Consider the following 13,878-nt stretch of genomic DNA (forward strand, 5'->3'; position numbering starts at 1 on the left):
GAAAACGAAACATGACAAATAAAACAAGCAGGCTGGCAATTGCATTTGGTTTATTAAGCAATCTCTGTTCAGCGCAATACACAGGTAATGCCACCTACGTTGATCCTTTTATTGGTACTGCAGTACAAGGTCATACCTATCCTGGCGCTACCAGTCCGTTTGGGCTGATACAGGTAAGTCCCGAAACCGGCAACGTAGGCTGGAACTATTGCTCGGGTTATCATTACGAAGACAAAACCCTCATGGGTTTTTCGCATACCCATTTGAGCGGAACCGGGTGGATGGACCTGGGCGATGTGCTGGTGCTGCCTTATACCGGAGTTATAAATGGTTATCCCAAACGCCCGCACTTCTCACACCAGACAGAAAAAGCACAGCCAGGATATTACACGGTTAAATTAGATGACTACGGGGTAAAAGCAGAACTTACCGCCACCCAACGGGCAGCCTTTCATCACTATACTTTTAGCGGCAATAAAGGCAATCTGCTGATAGATCTGAAGCATGGCATTGTACCCGACTCTGCCGCACTGGAAACCCATGTGCTAAAAAGCCAGCTAACGATCGAAGACCCATATACCCTTACAGGTTATTTGTATACAAAAGGCTGGGCTGGTGACAAGCAGGTATACTTCATCATGCGGTTCAACCAGCCTGTCGCCGGCAAACAATGGTTAACTGACAGCAATGCTACCCGCAACCAGCAGTTGGTGTTGCAATTCGTGAACGATCAATCACTGCTGTTGGATATGAAGATCGGTCTGTCAACCGTAAGCATTGCCGGCGCCCGCAGCAACCTCGATAAAGAGATACCCGGCTGGGATTTTGGAGCTGTGCGTAACAAGGTCTATCAAACCTGGGACCGGATGTTAGGTACGGTTCAGATAGCGGGAACTGAAAAAGAAAAACGCATCTTTTATACCGGGTTGTACCATAACCTGGTTGTTCCTAATAACCTGGCCGATGTTGATGGCCAATACCGCGGTGCCAACAACGCCGTTTTTACTGCACCCAATAAAGCCTATTTTTCTACGCTGTCATTATGGGACACCTTTCGCGCCACTAACTCTTTGTATACCTTGCTGTATCCGACTGTTACCAACGATATTGTACAAAGCATGATCGCCCATTATGAAGTAACAGGAGTTCTACCAATCTGGACTTTATGGGGCCATGAGAACAATGGCATGATCGGCAACCATGCCATTCCGGTGATTGCAGAAGCCTGGAAAAAAGGCATTCGCAAGTATGACGTAAACAAAGCCTGGGCAGCCATAAAAGCCAGCTCAACGGTCAATCACACAAAATCCGACTGGAATATTTATAATCAATATGGCTATTATCCCTGCGACATCGTGAAAAACGAATCAGTGTCCCGCACATTGGAGTGTAACTACGATGATGATTGTGTGGCGCAATTGGCTAAATCACTTGGAAAGAAAGCAGAGTACGATATCTTCTCCAAACGCGCCCTGTACTACAAAAATGTATTCGACAAAAGCACCGGTTTTATGCGCGGCCGCAAAGCCAATGGAGAATGGGATGCTCCTTTTGATCCCTTGCGTTTTTCCCATGCCAGCACCGGCGGCAACTATACGGAAGGAAATGCCTGGCCCTACATCTGGCATGTAATGCAGGATGCAGATGGATTGATAAATGCTTTTGATGACAAACAAGCCTTTATTAACAAGCTCGATAGTATGTTTACTTTTCAATCAACTGCTTTTGCCCAGGGCGCCCGTGGCCGTATTGGACAATATGTACATGGTAATGAACCCGGCCACCATGTAGCCTATTTGTACAGCCTGGCCGGCGAACCCGCAAAAACCCAGGAGCGGGTGTATGAAATAAAAAATACCCTTTACAACGATACGCCGGACGGTTTATGCGGCAATGACGATTGCGGACAAATGAGCGCCTGGTACCTGTTCAGCGCTATGGGTTTTTACCCCGTAAACCCTGTCGATGGCCGATATGTTTTGGGCACGCCTTCTTTTTCTAAAATGGCATTGCGTACCGGCAAAAAAGAATTTGTGATCACGGCGACCAATTTGTCGGCCGAAAACAAATATGTACAACAGGTAAAGCTGAATGGCAAACTATATGACAAACCATACATTACCCATACCGACCTGATAAAAGGGGGCAATCTGGAATTCGTAATGGGCAACAAACCTGTTAACTGGCAAAAGGAAATGACTGCCTCTTTTAACTGGTTCCGTCAACACCCACCAGACAGCACGCAACAACGTTTCACTGAACGCTGGCAGCAAACAGCCACGCTGGACAGGTACGGCTTTCAATTAAGCGACACAGCCTGGAAACAATACCGCACCTGGTGGGTAAATGATACCACTAAAGCTGCAGCAATGGAAAACACCCGTCCTATTCTTTATTACCTGCATAAAGCCGTAAGCACATCGGTTGATGAAATACGTTCTACCTCTGTGAAGCAGGGTGCCGTGATCTGGAAGCTGTATAACATGGGGTATATTGTAAAAACTAAAGATGCCTGTTTTGGCATTGACATCAACCAGCCGGGATCTGCAAAACTGGCCACCATATTAGACTTTGTAATCTCCTCCCATGTGCACGGCGATCACAGCAATGCTGAATTACTCGATGCCCTGACTGCCGCAGGCAAACCGGTATATTCACCGTTCTATTCAAAAGGGGTATTAATTAACGACACCCGGTCCTTTTCGCATGGAGAAGTGACACTTCGATTTACCATGAATGTGCAGGGCGATGTGCCGGTGATCACGTCCCAGATAGACTGTGGCCCCAGCGCTCATAATTATACCATTTATCACATTGGTGACTCCAGGTCGGTGGCTGGTTTCAATCCTGATAAACACATCAATTTGTTTATACTTCATATTGAAAACGCCATGGACGTATTTGATGCTGTTGCCAGGGTAAAACCTGACATTACTGTGTATGACCATGTAATGGAACTGGGACATGCGGTGAACAAGTGGCGCTGGTCGTACCAGTATACCTACGACAAAATAAAAGGATTACCACCTGCTAAAAGTTATGTACTGACCTGGGGTGAGAAGCTGGTTGTTGGGAAATAGGAAGTCGGGATCCATCAAATCCAACACCCACTGATTAGATAATTTTCCTGTTCTGGGCACACGAGTTTGTAATAAAGCATGTAGATCATCAATTTATATGCTTTATTGTTTTATCCATGGTTAGTGCAGGATAAATATACCGCCTGGATAACTCCGCTGAACCGTTCTTAATATTCCACTTATTATAATTTCCGGCAGTAATTACTATCACTAACTGCCTTGCTTTATCTATAAAGATCCGTTGGTCACCATTACCAACACATGCTATAATGTTTACCGGGCTTCCTTGTGCAGTATCATTAAAAAGCCAGAACTGGTATCCATAGTTCATATCACCCCTATCCTGTTTTAAATGTGGTTGCACTGATACCTCAACCCACTTCCGTGGCACAACTTGTTTGCCATTCCATTCACCATTATTAAGATACACCAGCCCGAATTTCAACAGGTCCCTTGAACGCAATCTCAATCCAGAGGCTGCTGCATATGCTGTTGTTCCCGGATAAGTAAACCATTCGTACTGCGAAATTCCCAAAGGCTTAAAAAGGTTTTCAGCGGCAAATTCAGTTAATTTTTGCCCTGAAGTTCTTTCTATAATAGCAGCCAGTAACTGGGTAGTACCACCATTGTACTTCCATTGCATTCCCGGGGCCAACTCCATTGGCTGACTTAAAATAAATTCAATGGGATTTCCACTCCTGATCATTTGTATTTCGCTGTTGTCAGGATTATCGTATGGCACTTCTTCATTCCACTTTAACCCCGATGTCATGGTGAGGAGGTGTTCAATGGTCAATAGAGATTTAAAACCAGTATCCTGCTTTTTATATTCGGGAAAAAAATCAAAGACCTTTTGCGTGGTGCTTTTTACTTTACCCTGCTGTACAAGTATACCAAAACAGGCAGATACAACGCTTTTTGAAATGCTTCTCAAGTCGTGTAAACTATCCCTGGCATGGTTCTTAATGCCTGCCCGAAACGTGGTCCCTGAAAGTATCCTGTATAGCTGTTATAGTGAAAGTCGCCATTATCTTTTGTAGTCTCTTTGTCTAAACGATAGATCTGGCCAACATTTTTATGAAACTTATCATAGCTTACTTCATCGTTTACATACAACATAATAAGCATTGTACAAGCCAAACCAAGACTTAACCCTGCAATATTTATGAAGGAATAGATTTTATTATGCAGCAGGTTCCTACATGCGGTTTTGAAGTAGTTTCTAAACATGGCAACAATTTGAGACTGTGTTTTAATGTTGAGAAGGCACACGTATCGTTCGCCAGGAAAAGCGCCAATCGTTGTGCCAATTCTTCAAATCCTTGCAGCCAATGGCTTTAGAAACCTCAGACGTCCGAAAGTGTGCGAAAACGAACGGTTTTTGTTCGCAGGCGTACAGAATGGCGTCAATCCCTTTTGCACAATTTCAACCATGACAAAACGGAGATCTCCGGCATGCTTCGATTTTTGCATTAAAAGCCTCCGCTAAAGCATTAGTGCTTCAATTCAATTACAATAACTATGATCAACATACTGTTTATTGCCTTTCGAATCGATGAAATAACATCCGCCTCGGGGGCCTCTGTAATATTTTCTGCGTGGAGCTGATTCGGCAGCCCTCATGGCGCGTGCTTCTTCGCGTTCTTCTTCGGCAGCCGCCTTTTTTAATTGTGCGGTATAGGCTGCAGTGGGTATAAAGTGGTATTGCTGGCCAGTTACCAGGCGTGCGCTGTCCTCGTGTGAAGGCGCCAGTTCTTCCCAGTCAATAGCCACATAGTCTCTCAATACATAACCACTGTGCTCACCAAAATTTACTTCTACCCAATCCTCGTTATTTTCTACCTGGTAGGCTTTTATGTAACTAAGGCGGAGCAACTTACCTATGGTGGGGGCTTTGGTATCAGGTTTGGTTCGCACATTTAGGGTGTCACCGCTGATCCATGCATAATTTGATTTTAGTTGCTCAAAAAATGCTTTATCTTCAGCTGCTTTCTTTTTCGCCAACGCTTTCTGGTCCATCTCTTCCCTGAGCGCTTTAAATGCTTTCATTTCATCCCGGTAATAATGTACTGGATAGGTTGGATCTTCCTTTTCAATCCTTACGCAATACCGTTCTATGTCGTCGTACACGTTGCTGCCTCCGAACGGTGCATAAGAACCCTTATAGAGGTAAGTCAATCTATCCAAATCGTTTTCCGCCTCTCCAATAAGCCCCAGGATATTTGAACCGAACTCCGTTTCGGGTACACGTAACACGATAATCTCTTTCCCGTCAACGGTCTTTTTTTTAACCCATTGGGTAAAATCGTGTGTTTGAGCTGAGGCAGAAACAGTAAGTAGAAGGGCTGCAATTAAAATGGCGAGTAAGGGTTTCATATGGGGCAATTGAAGCAACAAGATAGAAATTAAGAATGAATGTGCACAATCATATTAAATCACTTGCAATCTCAGATCTCTTTTATCGTCTTTCTTCAGTAATGATAAAAACAGTTGAATCATCAGAATAAGCGCAAACACCAATCCGATGAACAGGAAAACGGTACAAATCGCTTTTATTTATTTTTTAAATATATCTGACCGAATGACACAGAATAAAAACGTTCCCAATAGGGCTGCTACTGTTGCTATGAACATATCTATATTACTTTTATTTAAATAGGACATCACTGAATTACCAGGTTACAGGGCATAATACTTTAAAATAGACATTGTCCATATTTTTAAACCTTATTTCATACTTTCCCTGACACCTGTTAATGGCACTGCCTTTTGCCAAACATAATAGAAATTTTCTTGGGTAAATTTCACTGTACCTCCATCCATTTTGTTCTTTTAGCTTGTTTGTGTTTTTATCGACCGGAACTAAGACAATATCCTGTTCTGCATTTCTTAAATGGGTTTGCAACTTATTATAAAAACGAGAGTGTTCCAATGACGGATAATAGTAAAGTAAATTATTTACTAAACAGGAAAATTCAGCTGCCAGTAAAAACAGGTATCCATTATGTGAACATAAAAAATTTAAACAACTGGTGTCATCTTTACGCACATAATCAAGACTTTCTTTGGGCACCAAAACATTATTTAAATAATGGCCATTTTCTTTAAACTTAATCAAAATGGGATCTTTTATTTCTATTGTATCAACGATATATAGCTCCTTTTCGATACTCATTTTTTGAGCAGCGCTTCCAAAATAAATTAGACAACAACAGGATATTAATAACAATCTAATTTGCATTTGTATCTGTTTTTGATGGTGTGGTCGTCGCTGGCGCCCCAGTAACTGTACCAGTTCCGAAATTTGCAGAAGCCACCTTATTACTTTTTTCAACAACGATCTTTGCCTTTGTAGAGCCATCTGATTTTACTTGGGCATTATCATATATGACGTAACCATCCCCACGGTTCCCTTATCAACTAATAATTTTCCCACCCTGGCATAACTTAATATGGCAGATATGTTTCGAAGCGTAAAATAGATCGTAAACAGTGTTGAATTGAAACTAAGAGCCTGTTAAGCAAGAGTATTCAAAAACAGGTAGACTGGAAGGTAAATTTACTATACGGGAACGGAAAAGTATAGGGTAATAAGGCGTCATCTATCAAAAAGTTAGGTGGTTTCAATTATCGGGTTAATGGGTCGGTTCAAAAGTAATACATTTCATAATCCATCGGCACATTTTTTAATATTCGTGAATAGATGCCAATGAGCGCGCAGATTTTGGCGGTAAACGTGTAATCAATGGTGTTGTAATTAAGCGGGGCTGGCAGAGGAAAGGGCTCACCCCTTCCAGTTAGCGCCCCTGTTGCCAAAAACCAAGCCTAAGGATAAAATTCTCGAACACCACCTGATTATCAGCCAAAACATCTTCTTTTGGATATTTTAAACGTGCTTATAATTTAGTCTTTTAAAGATGTTAAATGTGATACGTATCAATACAACTCCGATGATCAGCGTCCCAATAGATAGCAACCCCATAGCCATCAGCCAACGGCCGTAATCGCTTCCCCTGTTTGCAAATTTCAATGCCGAAACGGTAACGATTATCAATGGTGATGACAATCCCCAAAATGAAAAGCTGAAGGAGGGTTTGTGTTTTATATTCAGTGTATAAAGGCTCAGGGCGAGCAACAATCCAGCCCCAAGAAAGAATAAAGCCTGTGAGAACCGGGAGTCAATATGGATATAAGAATCATAAGCCATAAAGACCAATGCGCTCAATGCCGAAAAAGTAATGATCGCATTCCTCAGATCTCTTTTGTCGTCCTTCTTCAGTAAAGACAAAAACAGTTGAATCATCAGAATGAGTGCAAAAAGCAATCCAATGAACAGGAAAACGGTACAAATCGCCTTTATAACAATTACCGGCAAATAATAACCTGTAATAGGAACATCCAGCGCCACGGTGATCGGAAGCACATAGGATGGTGTCATCTTTTCAAAAATACACCGGTAACAAAGCCACTGAATGGCAATATTCCAAATAAACGCAGCGATCAAAAATGTGCCCAGGCTCCATAAAACGATGGTGACCGCTGGATAAGCTGGCCAGAAGATGGTAGACAGGAAAAGTATGGTAATAGGGAAAATAACAAAATAATGCGGGGAAAGCGGATCTTTTAAGGCTGCCCTGAATACCTGCGGATGCTGAGCAAACTGATATAAAAAGAACAGGGTCAGCGCCAAAAACAGCAGCAACGAAAAACCATCTACATAGGCAAGCAGGGAATTGGGTATATGCCACCGCACGCAGGCCAGCTTCCAGGAGAATGACAACCCATTAATGCTTGCTATAATCCCAAATGTACAGACCGGTACTATATTTAATAAAGACTTTTTATTACCATCGGCAGACATGTCAACACGCTTTAGTACTTCTTATTAGATGCAGTCCCGCAGCCCCTGTGACAAAAACAACTGGAAACTGTCACACGGCCACAATACCGGTGTCAAAGATGTATTTCAGACATTCTTTATATTTGTGTATGACTATAGACCCAACTGCAAATGTGTCCACAGGCGATGTGGATGCGCTGATCAGTGAACTGGATGTTCAGTTTGTATGGTTGTCCCATTGCCTGGTAAGCCCCGGTTTCCGCCTTGACATGGGCGGATCCGATTTTCCCGGCATCCATTATAACCTAAGTGGCAGAGGCTGGATGCTGATTCAGGGATTGCAGCCAATTGAACTGGCACCTCACACCCTCATCGTTGTTCCCAGTAACCATCCATTCAAGATTGAAGTGTTCCCGGAAAACGAGCACGCTCAGGAGTTGACAACAGTCAACTGGAAAGATGTTATGCAGAACAAAAATAACATTCACCAGTTCGTGGCCGGCGACCCCATGAAGGCTGAAATAAATCTGGTCTGCGGTTTTTTCAAAGCATCGTACGGCCAAACCATGGACCTGTTTGCCGGACTGCAATCCCCTATTATTGAAACATTTCACACAAACGAGCAGTTAGGCGACCGGTTGCGGATAGCAGTAGCTGAGTTCCTGAGCCAGGAGGTGGGTTCCAGCGAAATGAGCAGCCTGCTGTTAAAACAGGTGATCATTCTTTTGTTACGGCGATCACTGGCCTCGATCACATTATGGAGTGAACGTTTCTCCATACTTCGGGATGCCCGCATTGCGAGAGTAATAGCGACAATTGCGTCAGACCCCGGGGAGGGTCATACCGTAAAAAGCCTGGCCGACATTGCATGTATGAGCCGCTCCAATTTCATGACCACCTTTACCGAAATAATAGGCAAAACGCCCATGGCAACTTTACGGGAGTTTCGCATGCGGCATGCTGCCCGGCTGTTAAAGAATTCGAATCTATCTATTGACCAGGTAGCCCGGGAAAGCGGTTATCATAGCAAGACCAGCTTCGCACGGGTTTTCCGTCAAACATTTGGCAAATACCCCAATGAATACAGAATAGACCCGGCTAATAAACCAATGGAGTCTCAAAACAAAGACCGAAAATCCTGAATTGATAGCACAAAGTCCTAAACTATCGCAGCGTCATTTTCCGATGCCTCAGAGTGCCTAATTTGAGCCTCCAATTAAAGCGCAAGCGAGGCATGTCAGGTATGTTCCCGTTCGAAACCAACCATTACAATACACAGGAAAAAGCAGTTATTGAAGCAGCTCAAAATGGATCCCGTTCAGCCATAGAAACGTTGATCAAAAAATACCAGCAATTCGTTTATAATGCAGCATTAAAACTGGTACGTAACCCCGAAGATGCAGCAGACATCTCACAAGAGGCGTTATTGAAAATGCTGATCAAACTACCCCAGTTCAATTTTAAAAGCAGCTTTAAAACCTGGTTGTACCGCATTGTTATGAACCATTTTCTCAATGCAAAACGCTGCATTGGGGAAAATGAAGTGTATTCCTTCGATGAATTGGGCGAACTGTGCGACAATCTTGAAGAAGAACTATCGCCAGTAGAACAAAAGAGTAAGAAGGAAGAGATCCGGTATATAAGGGATAAATACATGGCCTCAACTTTATTATGCCTCAGCCGCCAGCAAAGGATCATATTGGTCCTGGGTGCTGTATTTCGCATTCAATCCACAGAGGCGGCCCAGGTACTTGATATCACACCTGAGAATTTCAGAAAACAATTGCAACGGGCCAAAGAAGACCTGTTTCAATTTATGGAAAATAAATGTGGATTGATGGACCCGGCCAATCCCTGCAAATGCCGAAAAAAAACAAAAGGCTTTATTAAAGAGGGATTGATCGATCCTTCCAGTTTACAGTTTCACCGTAAAGCCGTGCAATCGATCAATGCCCTGGTACGGAGGAAAAATAAATCGCTCGACAACTTAATGGAGGGAAAATACCTGCATTTATTTATTGATCAACCGTATGCTAACGAGCTTAAAAAGCAGGCGCTTGTAAGGCAGATCTTAGAAGATGCGGAAGTCCGGGAGATCTATCAACTTTCTTAATATAGAAAAAATATAAGGGCAATGGTTAATGGTGATTTTGTGGTGAAGTTTTATAATGAAGTAATAGCAGGATTGTCGCAGTACCCCAAAAGGCTTCCCTCCAAATATTTTTATGACGCAACAGGTGACAATCTTTTCCAACAGATCATGCATAGTCCCGATTATTATGTTACCCGCTGTGAACTGGAAATATTCACGACACAGTTACCTGAAATGACGAAACTGGTAATAAAAGACGGGTCGCCTTTTGATTTGATCGAATTGGGACCGGGAGACTGTTACAAGTCAATTCACCTGATGAAGGAGCTTACCAGGCTGGAAACAGATTTCAACTATCTCCCCATCGATATCTCCGGTGCCGTACTCGACCAGATCAATACGACCCTGCCTCCCTTGTTACCCAACATGCCTGTTCAGTGTATGAATGGCGAGTATTTTCAAATGCTGTCTAAAGCCAAATGGTATTCTTCCAACCGGAAAGTGGTGTTGTGTTTAGGGGGCAATATTGGGAACATGACTGTGGAAGAAAGCCATACGTTTTGTAAGGCCCTGCACAAACATTTAAATCCCGGCGACCTGGTGATCATAGGTTTTGACCTGGTGAAGAACCCTAATGTGATCAGAACGGCTTATTACGACAGGGAAGGCATCACCAGCCTGTTCAACCTCAACCTGCTCGAGCGCATTAACCAGGAACTGGAAGGCAATTTCAACCTGAATGATTTTGAACATTATTGCAGTTACGAACCTGAAACGGGCGCCTGCAAAAGCTTCCTGGTGTGCCTGGCAGACAGGATCGTGCGCATCCGTAACAAAGAAATCATCTTCAAAAAGGATGAATACATCTGGATGGAGATCTCCCAAAAATATAATCCGGGACAGATCAGCGAGATGGCATTGAGCAATGGCTTTAAACCTATAGGTAATTTAATGGATAGCAAACGATGGTTTGCAGATGCCTGCTGGGAGGTTATTTAATGTAATTATATAACGCTAAAATTTATACAGATGAAATCAAACACTGAACAGATGACAGACGCTTTTCCGCTCCCTACCAGGCCCGAAGACATTATCCCGTCGCTGGTTGACCGGTTTAATTCCGGCGATGTCAGGAATCAGATGGCCCTGTATGCACCAGATGCCGTATTCGTCGCAAACGACGGGCGAGTTATCACCGATCACGAAGAGATCGCTTCCATTATCGGGCGCGACATCAAGCTCGGCCTGCCGTTGAAGACCAATGTTCGCCACGTGTTCGTTGGCGGCGATACCGCACAGATAATTGTGGACTGGTCCATCGAGGGCAAGGGTCCCGACGGCAAGGAGATACGCCTGGGCGGATCGGCATGCGATATCGCGCGCCGCGGTGCAGATGGGTTCTGGCGGTACATTATCGACAATAATCAGGGAACAGCGGTGCGACAGCCCGCCTAATGTTTTGTTTAGTTAATGCCTGTTTTAAGGTATCCCCTCCTGGGAGGGGTAAGGGGTGGGTTTGCCAAAACGAAAACCCACCCCTTAACTAAACGAATAATTAAATACACAACGATGACAGACCTTAGAGACAAGTACCGGCGCGTTCGAACGAGAAGCGAAGAAATTTGTGCTACCCTGAAGACGGAAGACTATGTGGTGCAGCCAGTGGCTGATGTTAGTCCACCTAAATGGCACCTGGGCCATACGACCTGGTTTTTCGAAACATTCGTCCTGAAACCAGTGAATGGCTATAAAGAATTTGACCCGAGGTACAATTACGTTTTCAACAGCTATTATGAAACAGTGGGTGTGCGCGTGGTCCGTACAAACAGGGGTAACCTGAGCAGGCCTTCCGTAGCCGACGTTTATAATTACCGGAGGTACATAGATGCAGCTATGTTAAGCTTACTGGAATCAACCCTATCCCCTGAAATGACGCAGCTTATCATACTGGGGTTGAACCATGAACAACAACACCAGGAGTTGCTGGCTGCAGACATCAAATATATTCTGGGTAACAATCCTTTGCTGCCGGCTTTCGGTGAAGCCAACATTACAACGCCTGTTGTTCCCGACAAAAACTGGATTGACATGAACTGCGGCCTTTACGAAATAGGCCATCAGGGATATGGCTTTTGTTTCGACAATGAACTGGGCAGACATACGGTGTACCTGCCTGCTTACCGCATAGCTACCGAACCAGTCACCAACCGGGAATATGTTTCGTTTATACAGGACGGTGGTTATCAAAAACACCAGTACTGGCACGCGGAAGGCTGGGATTGGGTAAACAACAACAAGATAACTGCCCCTATGTACTGGCATGCTATAGATGATGAATGGTGGTGTTATCAATCTTCCGGTCTGCAATTGCTGCAGCCGCACGATCCGGTTTGCCACATCAGCTTTTATGAAGCGGCTGCCTATGCGGCGTGGAAGGGTATGCGTTTGCCTACTGAATTTGAATGGGAAGCGGCAGCTTCACAATTCTCCTGGGGCCAACGCTGGGAGTGGACAAACAGCGCCTATCTCCCCTACCCTGGTTTTAAAAGAGCCGAAGGCGCCGTTGGAGAATACAATGGTAAGTTTATGGTAAATCAAATGGTGCTGCGAGGTGCTTCTGAAGTTACTCCGCAGGGACATAGCCGGTTAACCTATCGTAATTTCTTTCATGCGCCATTACGCTGGCAGTATACGGGTATACGCCTGGCTGAACATATATAAAGAGCAAGAGCGGCATAATGCCGCTCCATTTCCTGAAAACCTGACTTCCTCCTGCTTACAAACTTTCATTCATGATCCCTGCGTCTGCCGGCGGGTAGTCACCAGTGCCTGCCGGTACTGTAGCATCGTCTGACAGATACGATTCAATCACAATCTCCCCTTGTAACAACTTAGCTGCCGGGCAATTCTTAGCTATCCAAAGCAGCTTTTCCTTTTGCTCCTCCGTCACTGGCTGGCCAAACGATACGGTTCTGTAGATACAGGTTTTGAAAGGTTCCTGTTCCTGCCACATGTTTACCGAACAATGGATGTCGGTAATATCCCATCCCTTTTTGTTGATATACATACGTAAAGTAGTCAACGTACATCCTACCAAACCAGACAGGATAGCCGTAAACGGATCAGGACCAATATCCTTACCACCGTTGAAGGGTGGCTCGTCCAGCACCAGCTGGCCCGACCTCCAGTTAATGACAACCTCCTGCCGGTCTTTTACCAGGTTACCGGTAATATCCTTTGGGAAGAGTCGGATGGTTTTCTTTTTATGTATCATGAAATTTGATTTTAGGATTTATACATATACTTTGGGCCAGTCGATCGGTACATTTGTCATTGCGTACAGCAGGTTCAATGTCCAGATATTACCTACTGCGAGTACCACATCCACCAGGTGTCCCTGATCATATCCCGCTTCATAAAAGTCTTCAAGGATCGCGCCTGCTATTCTTCCCCTGGTCATCGCTATGTTATGCGCTAAGGCCACTAAGGTTTTTAGTTTCCTGTCAAAACTGATATCATTCGCCCGGATGTTCAGGATCTCCTCCTCCTTAAAGCCCAGGCGGTTGGCGATGGCCGTGTGAAAACTCAGGCAATACTGGCATTGATTTACCTGGCTTACGATCAGATTCACCGCTTCCCGCTCCCGGTCGCTGAGCGAACTTTTTTGTGTCAGATAGTTAAAATAATTCTCGAGCCCATTCTCACTGCTTGCAAAAGCAGCAAAAATGTTCGGGACTTTGCCGTACAGCCCCTTTACTTCTCCAAAGATCTTTTTGTCCTTATCTGAGATATTTTGCTCAGTAGGTACTACAAACTCAGTCATAATAAATTCTATTTATTTATATAGAAACCGTTTAAGAGCACCG

Annotated in this window: 13 protein-coding genes; 6 read left to right on the forward strand and 7 right to left on the reverse strand. The window is 44.2% G+C overall.

Features of this window, described 5'->3' with window-relative positions:
* Positions 1 to 11 precede the first annotated feature (11 nt).
* On the forward strand, positions 12 to 3,080 hold the full coding sequence (locus BMX95_RS12090; RefSeq protein ID WP_081202368.1) for a GH92 family glycosyl hydrolase: 3,069 nt from the start codon (positions 12 to 14) through the stop codon (positions 3,078 to 3,080).
* Positions 3,081 to 3,168: 88 nt separating this feature from the next.
* On the opposite strand, the gene BMX95_RS12095 is transcribed toward BMX95_RS12090, so the two are convergent.
* The 5 genes from BMX95_RS12095 to BMX95_RS12115 all read right to left on the reverse strand — a co-directional run bounded on the left by BMX95_RS12095 (position 3,169) and on the right by BMX95_RS12115 (position 7,941).
* Positions 3,169 to 4,014 carry a serine hydrolase domain-containing protein gene (locus tag BMX95_RS12095; RefSeq protein ID WP_207631650.1) on the reverse strand — a complete coding sequence of 282 codons (846 nt, stop codon included), beginning with the start codon at positions 4,012 to 4,014 and terminating at the stop codon, positions 3,169 to 3,171.
* Positions 4,011 to 4,199 carry a hypothetical protein gene (locus tag BMX95_RS34955; RefSeq protein ID WP_177193693.1) on the reverse strand — a complete coding sequence of 63 codons (189 nt, stop codon included), beginning with the start codon at positions 4,197 to 4,199 and terminating at the stop codon, positions 4,011 to 4,013. Before BMX95_RS34955 ends, BMX95_RS12095 begins: the two co-directional genes overlap by 4 nt.
* A 387-nt stretch (positions 4,200 to 4,586) precedes the next feature.
* The gene (locus BMX95_RS12105; RefSeq protein ID WP_081202365.1) at positions 4,587 to 5,456 is read right to left on the reverse strand and encodes an SH3 domain-containing protein; all 870 of its coding nucleotides are present in this window, start codon (positions 5,454 to 5,456) and stop codon (positions 4,587 to 4,589) included.
* Between the two features lie 295 nt (positions 5,457 to 5,751).
* The gene (locus BMX95_RS12110) at positions 5,752 to 6,321 is read right to left on the reverse strand and encodes a hypothetical protein (RefSeq protein ID WP_133053977.1); all 570 of its coding nucleotides are present in this window, start codon (positions 6,319 to 6,321) and stop codon (positions 5,752 to 5,754) included.
* A gap of 645 nt (positions 6,322 to 6,966) precedes the next feature.
* Positions 6,967 to 7,941, reverse strand: a complete 975-nt coding sequence (locus tag BMX95_RS12115) for an SLAC1 family transporter (protein WP_081202363.1) — start codon at positions 7,939 to 7,941, stop codon at positions 6,967 to 6,969.
* A 128-nt stretch (positions 7,942 to 8,069) separates the two neighbouring features.
* Here BMX95_RS12115 and BMX95_RS12120 point away from each other — a divergent pair, with 128 nt between their 5' ends.
* The 5 genes from BMX95_RS12120 (at position 8,070) to egtB (ending at position 12,733) form a co-directional block, all read left to right on the forward strand.
* Complete coding sequence (locus BMX95_RS12120; RefSeq protein WP_165759003.1) at positions 8,070 to 9,062, forward strand: helix-turn-helix domain-containing protein; 993 nt, start codon at positions 8,070 to 8,072, stop codon at positions 9,060 to 9,062.
* A gap of 92 nt (positions 9,063 to 9,154) precedes the next feature.
* Positions 9,155 to 10,033 (forward strand): RNA polymerase sigma factor, encoded by an 879-nt coding sequence (locus BMX95_RS12125; protein WP_081202361.1) that lies wholly within the window; start codon positions 9,155 to 9,157, stop codon positions 10,031 to 10,033.
* Between the two features lie 21 nt (positions 10,034 to 10,054).
* Positions 10,055 to 11,011, forward strand: coding sequence for an L-histidine N(alpha)-methyltransferase (locus BMX95_RS12130; RefSeq protein WP_081202360.1), 957 nt, complete (start codon positions 10,055 to 10,057; stop codon positions 11,009 to 11,011).
* Between the two features lie 30 nt (positions 11,012 to 11,041).
* On the forward strand, positions 11,042 to 11,467 hold the full coding sequence (locus BMX95_RS12135) for a YybH family protein (protein WP_081202359.1): 426 nt from the start codon (positions 11,042 to 11,044) through the stop codon (positions 11,465 to 11,467).
* A 114-nt stretch (positions 11,468 to 11,581) separates the two neighbouring features.
* Complete coding sequence (egtB, locus tag BMX95_RS12140) at positions 11,582 to 12,733, forward strand: ergothioneine biosynthesis protein EgtB (protein ID WP_081202358.1); 1,152 nt, start codon at positions 11,582 to 11,584, stop codon at positions 12,731 to 12,733.
* A gap of 55 nt (positions 12,734 to 12,788) precedes the next feature.
* Here the strand turns inward: egtB and BMX95_RS12145 are convergent, their stop codons facing one another.
* Together BMX95_RS12145 and BMX95_RS12150 are read right to left on the reverse strand one after the other, a co-directional pair.
* Positions 12,789 to 13,286, reverse strand: a complete 498-nt coding sequence (locus tag BMX95_RS12145; RefSeq protein ID WP_081202357.1) for an OsmC family protein — start codon at positions 13,284 to 13,286, stop codon at positions 12,789 to 12,791.
* 18 nt (positions 13,287 to 13,304) lie between these two features.
* A complete protein-coding gene (locus BMX95_RS12150; protein ID WP_081202356.1) occupies positions 13,305 to 13,835 on the reverse strand; it encodes a carboxymuconolactone decarboxylase family protein in 531 nt (176 codons plus the stop codon).
* Positions 13,836 to 13,878 lie beyond the last annotated feature (43 nt).

Origin of the sequence: Niastella yeongjuensis, assembly GCF_900110245.1 — a bacterium.
Lineage (GTDB): Bacteria > Bacteroidota > Bacteroidia > Chitinophagales > Chitinophagaceae > Niastella > Niastella yeongjuensis.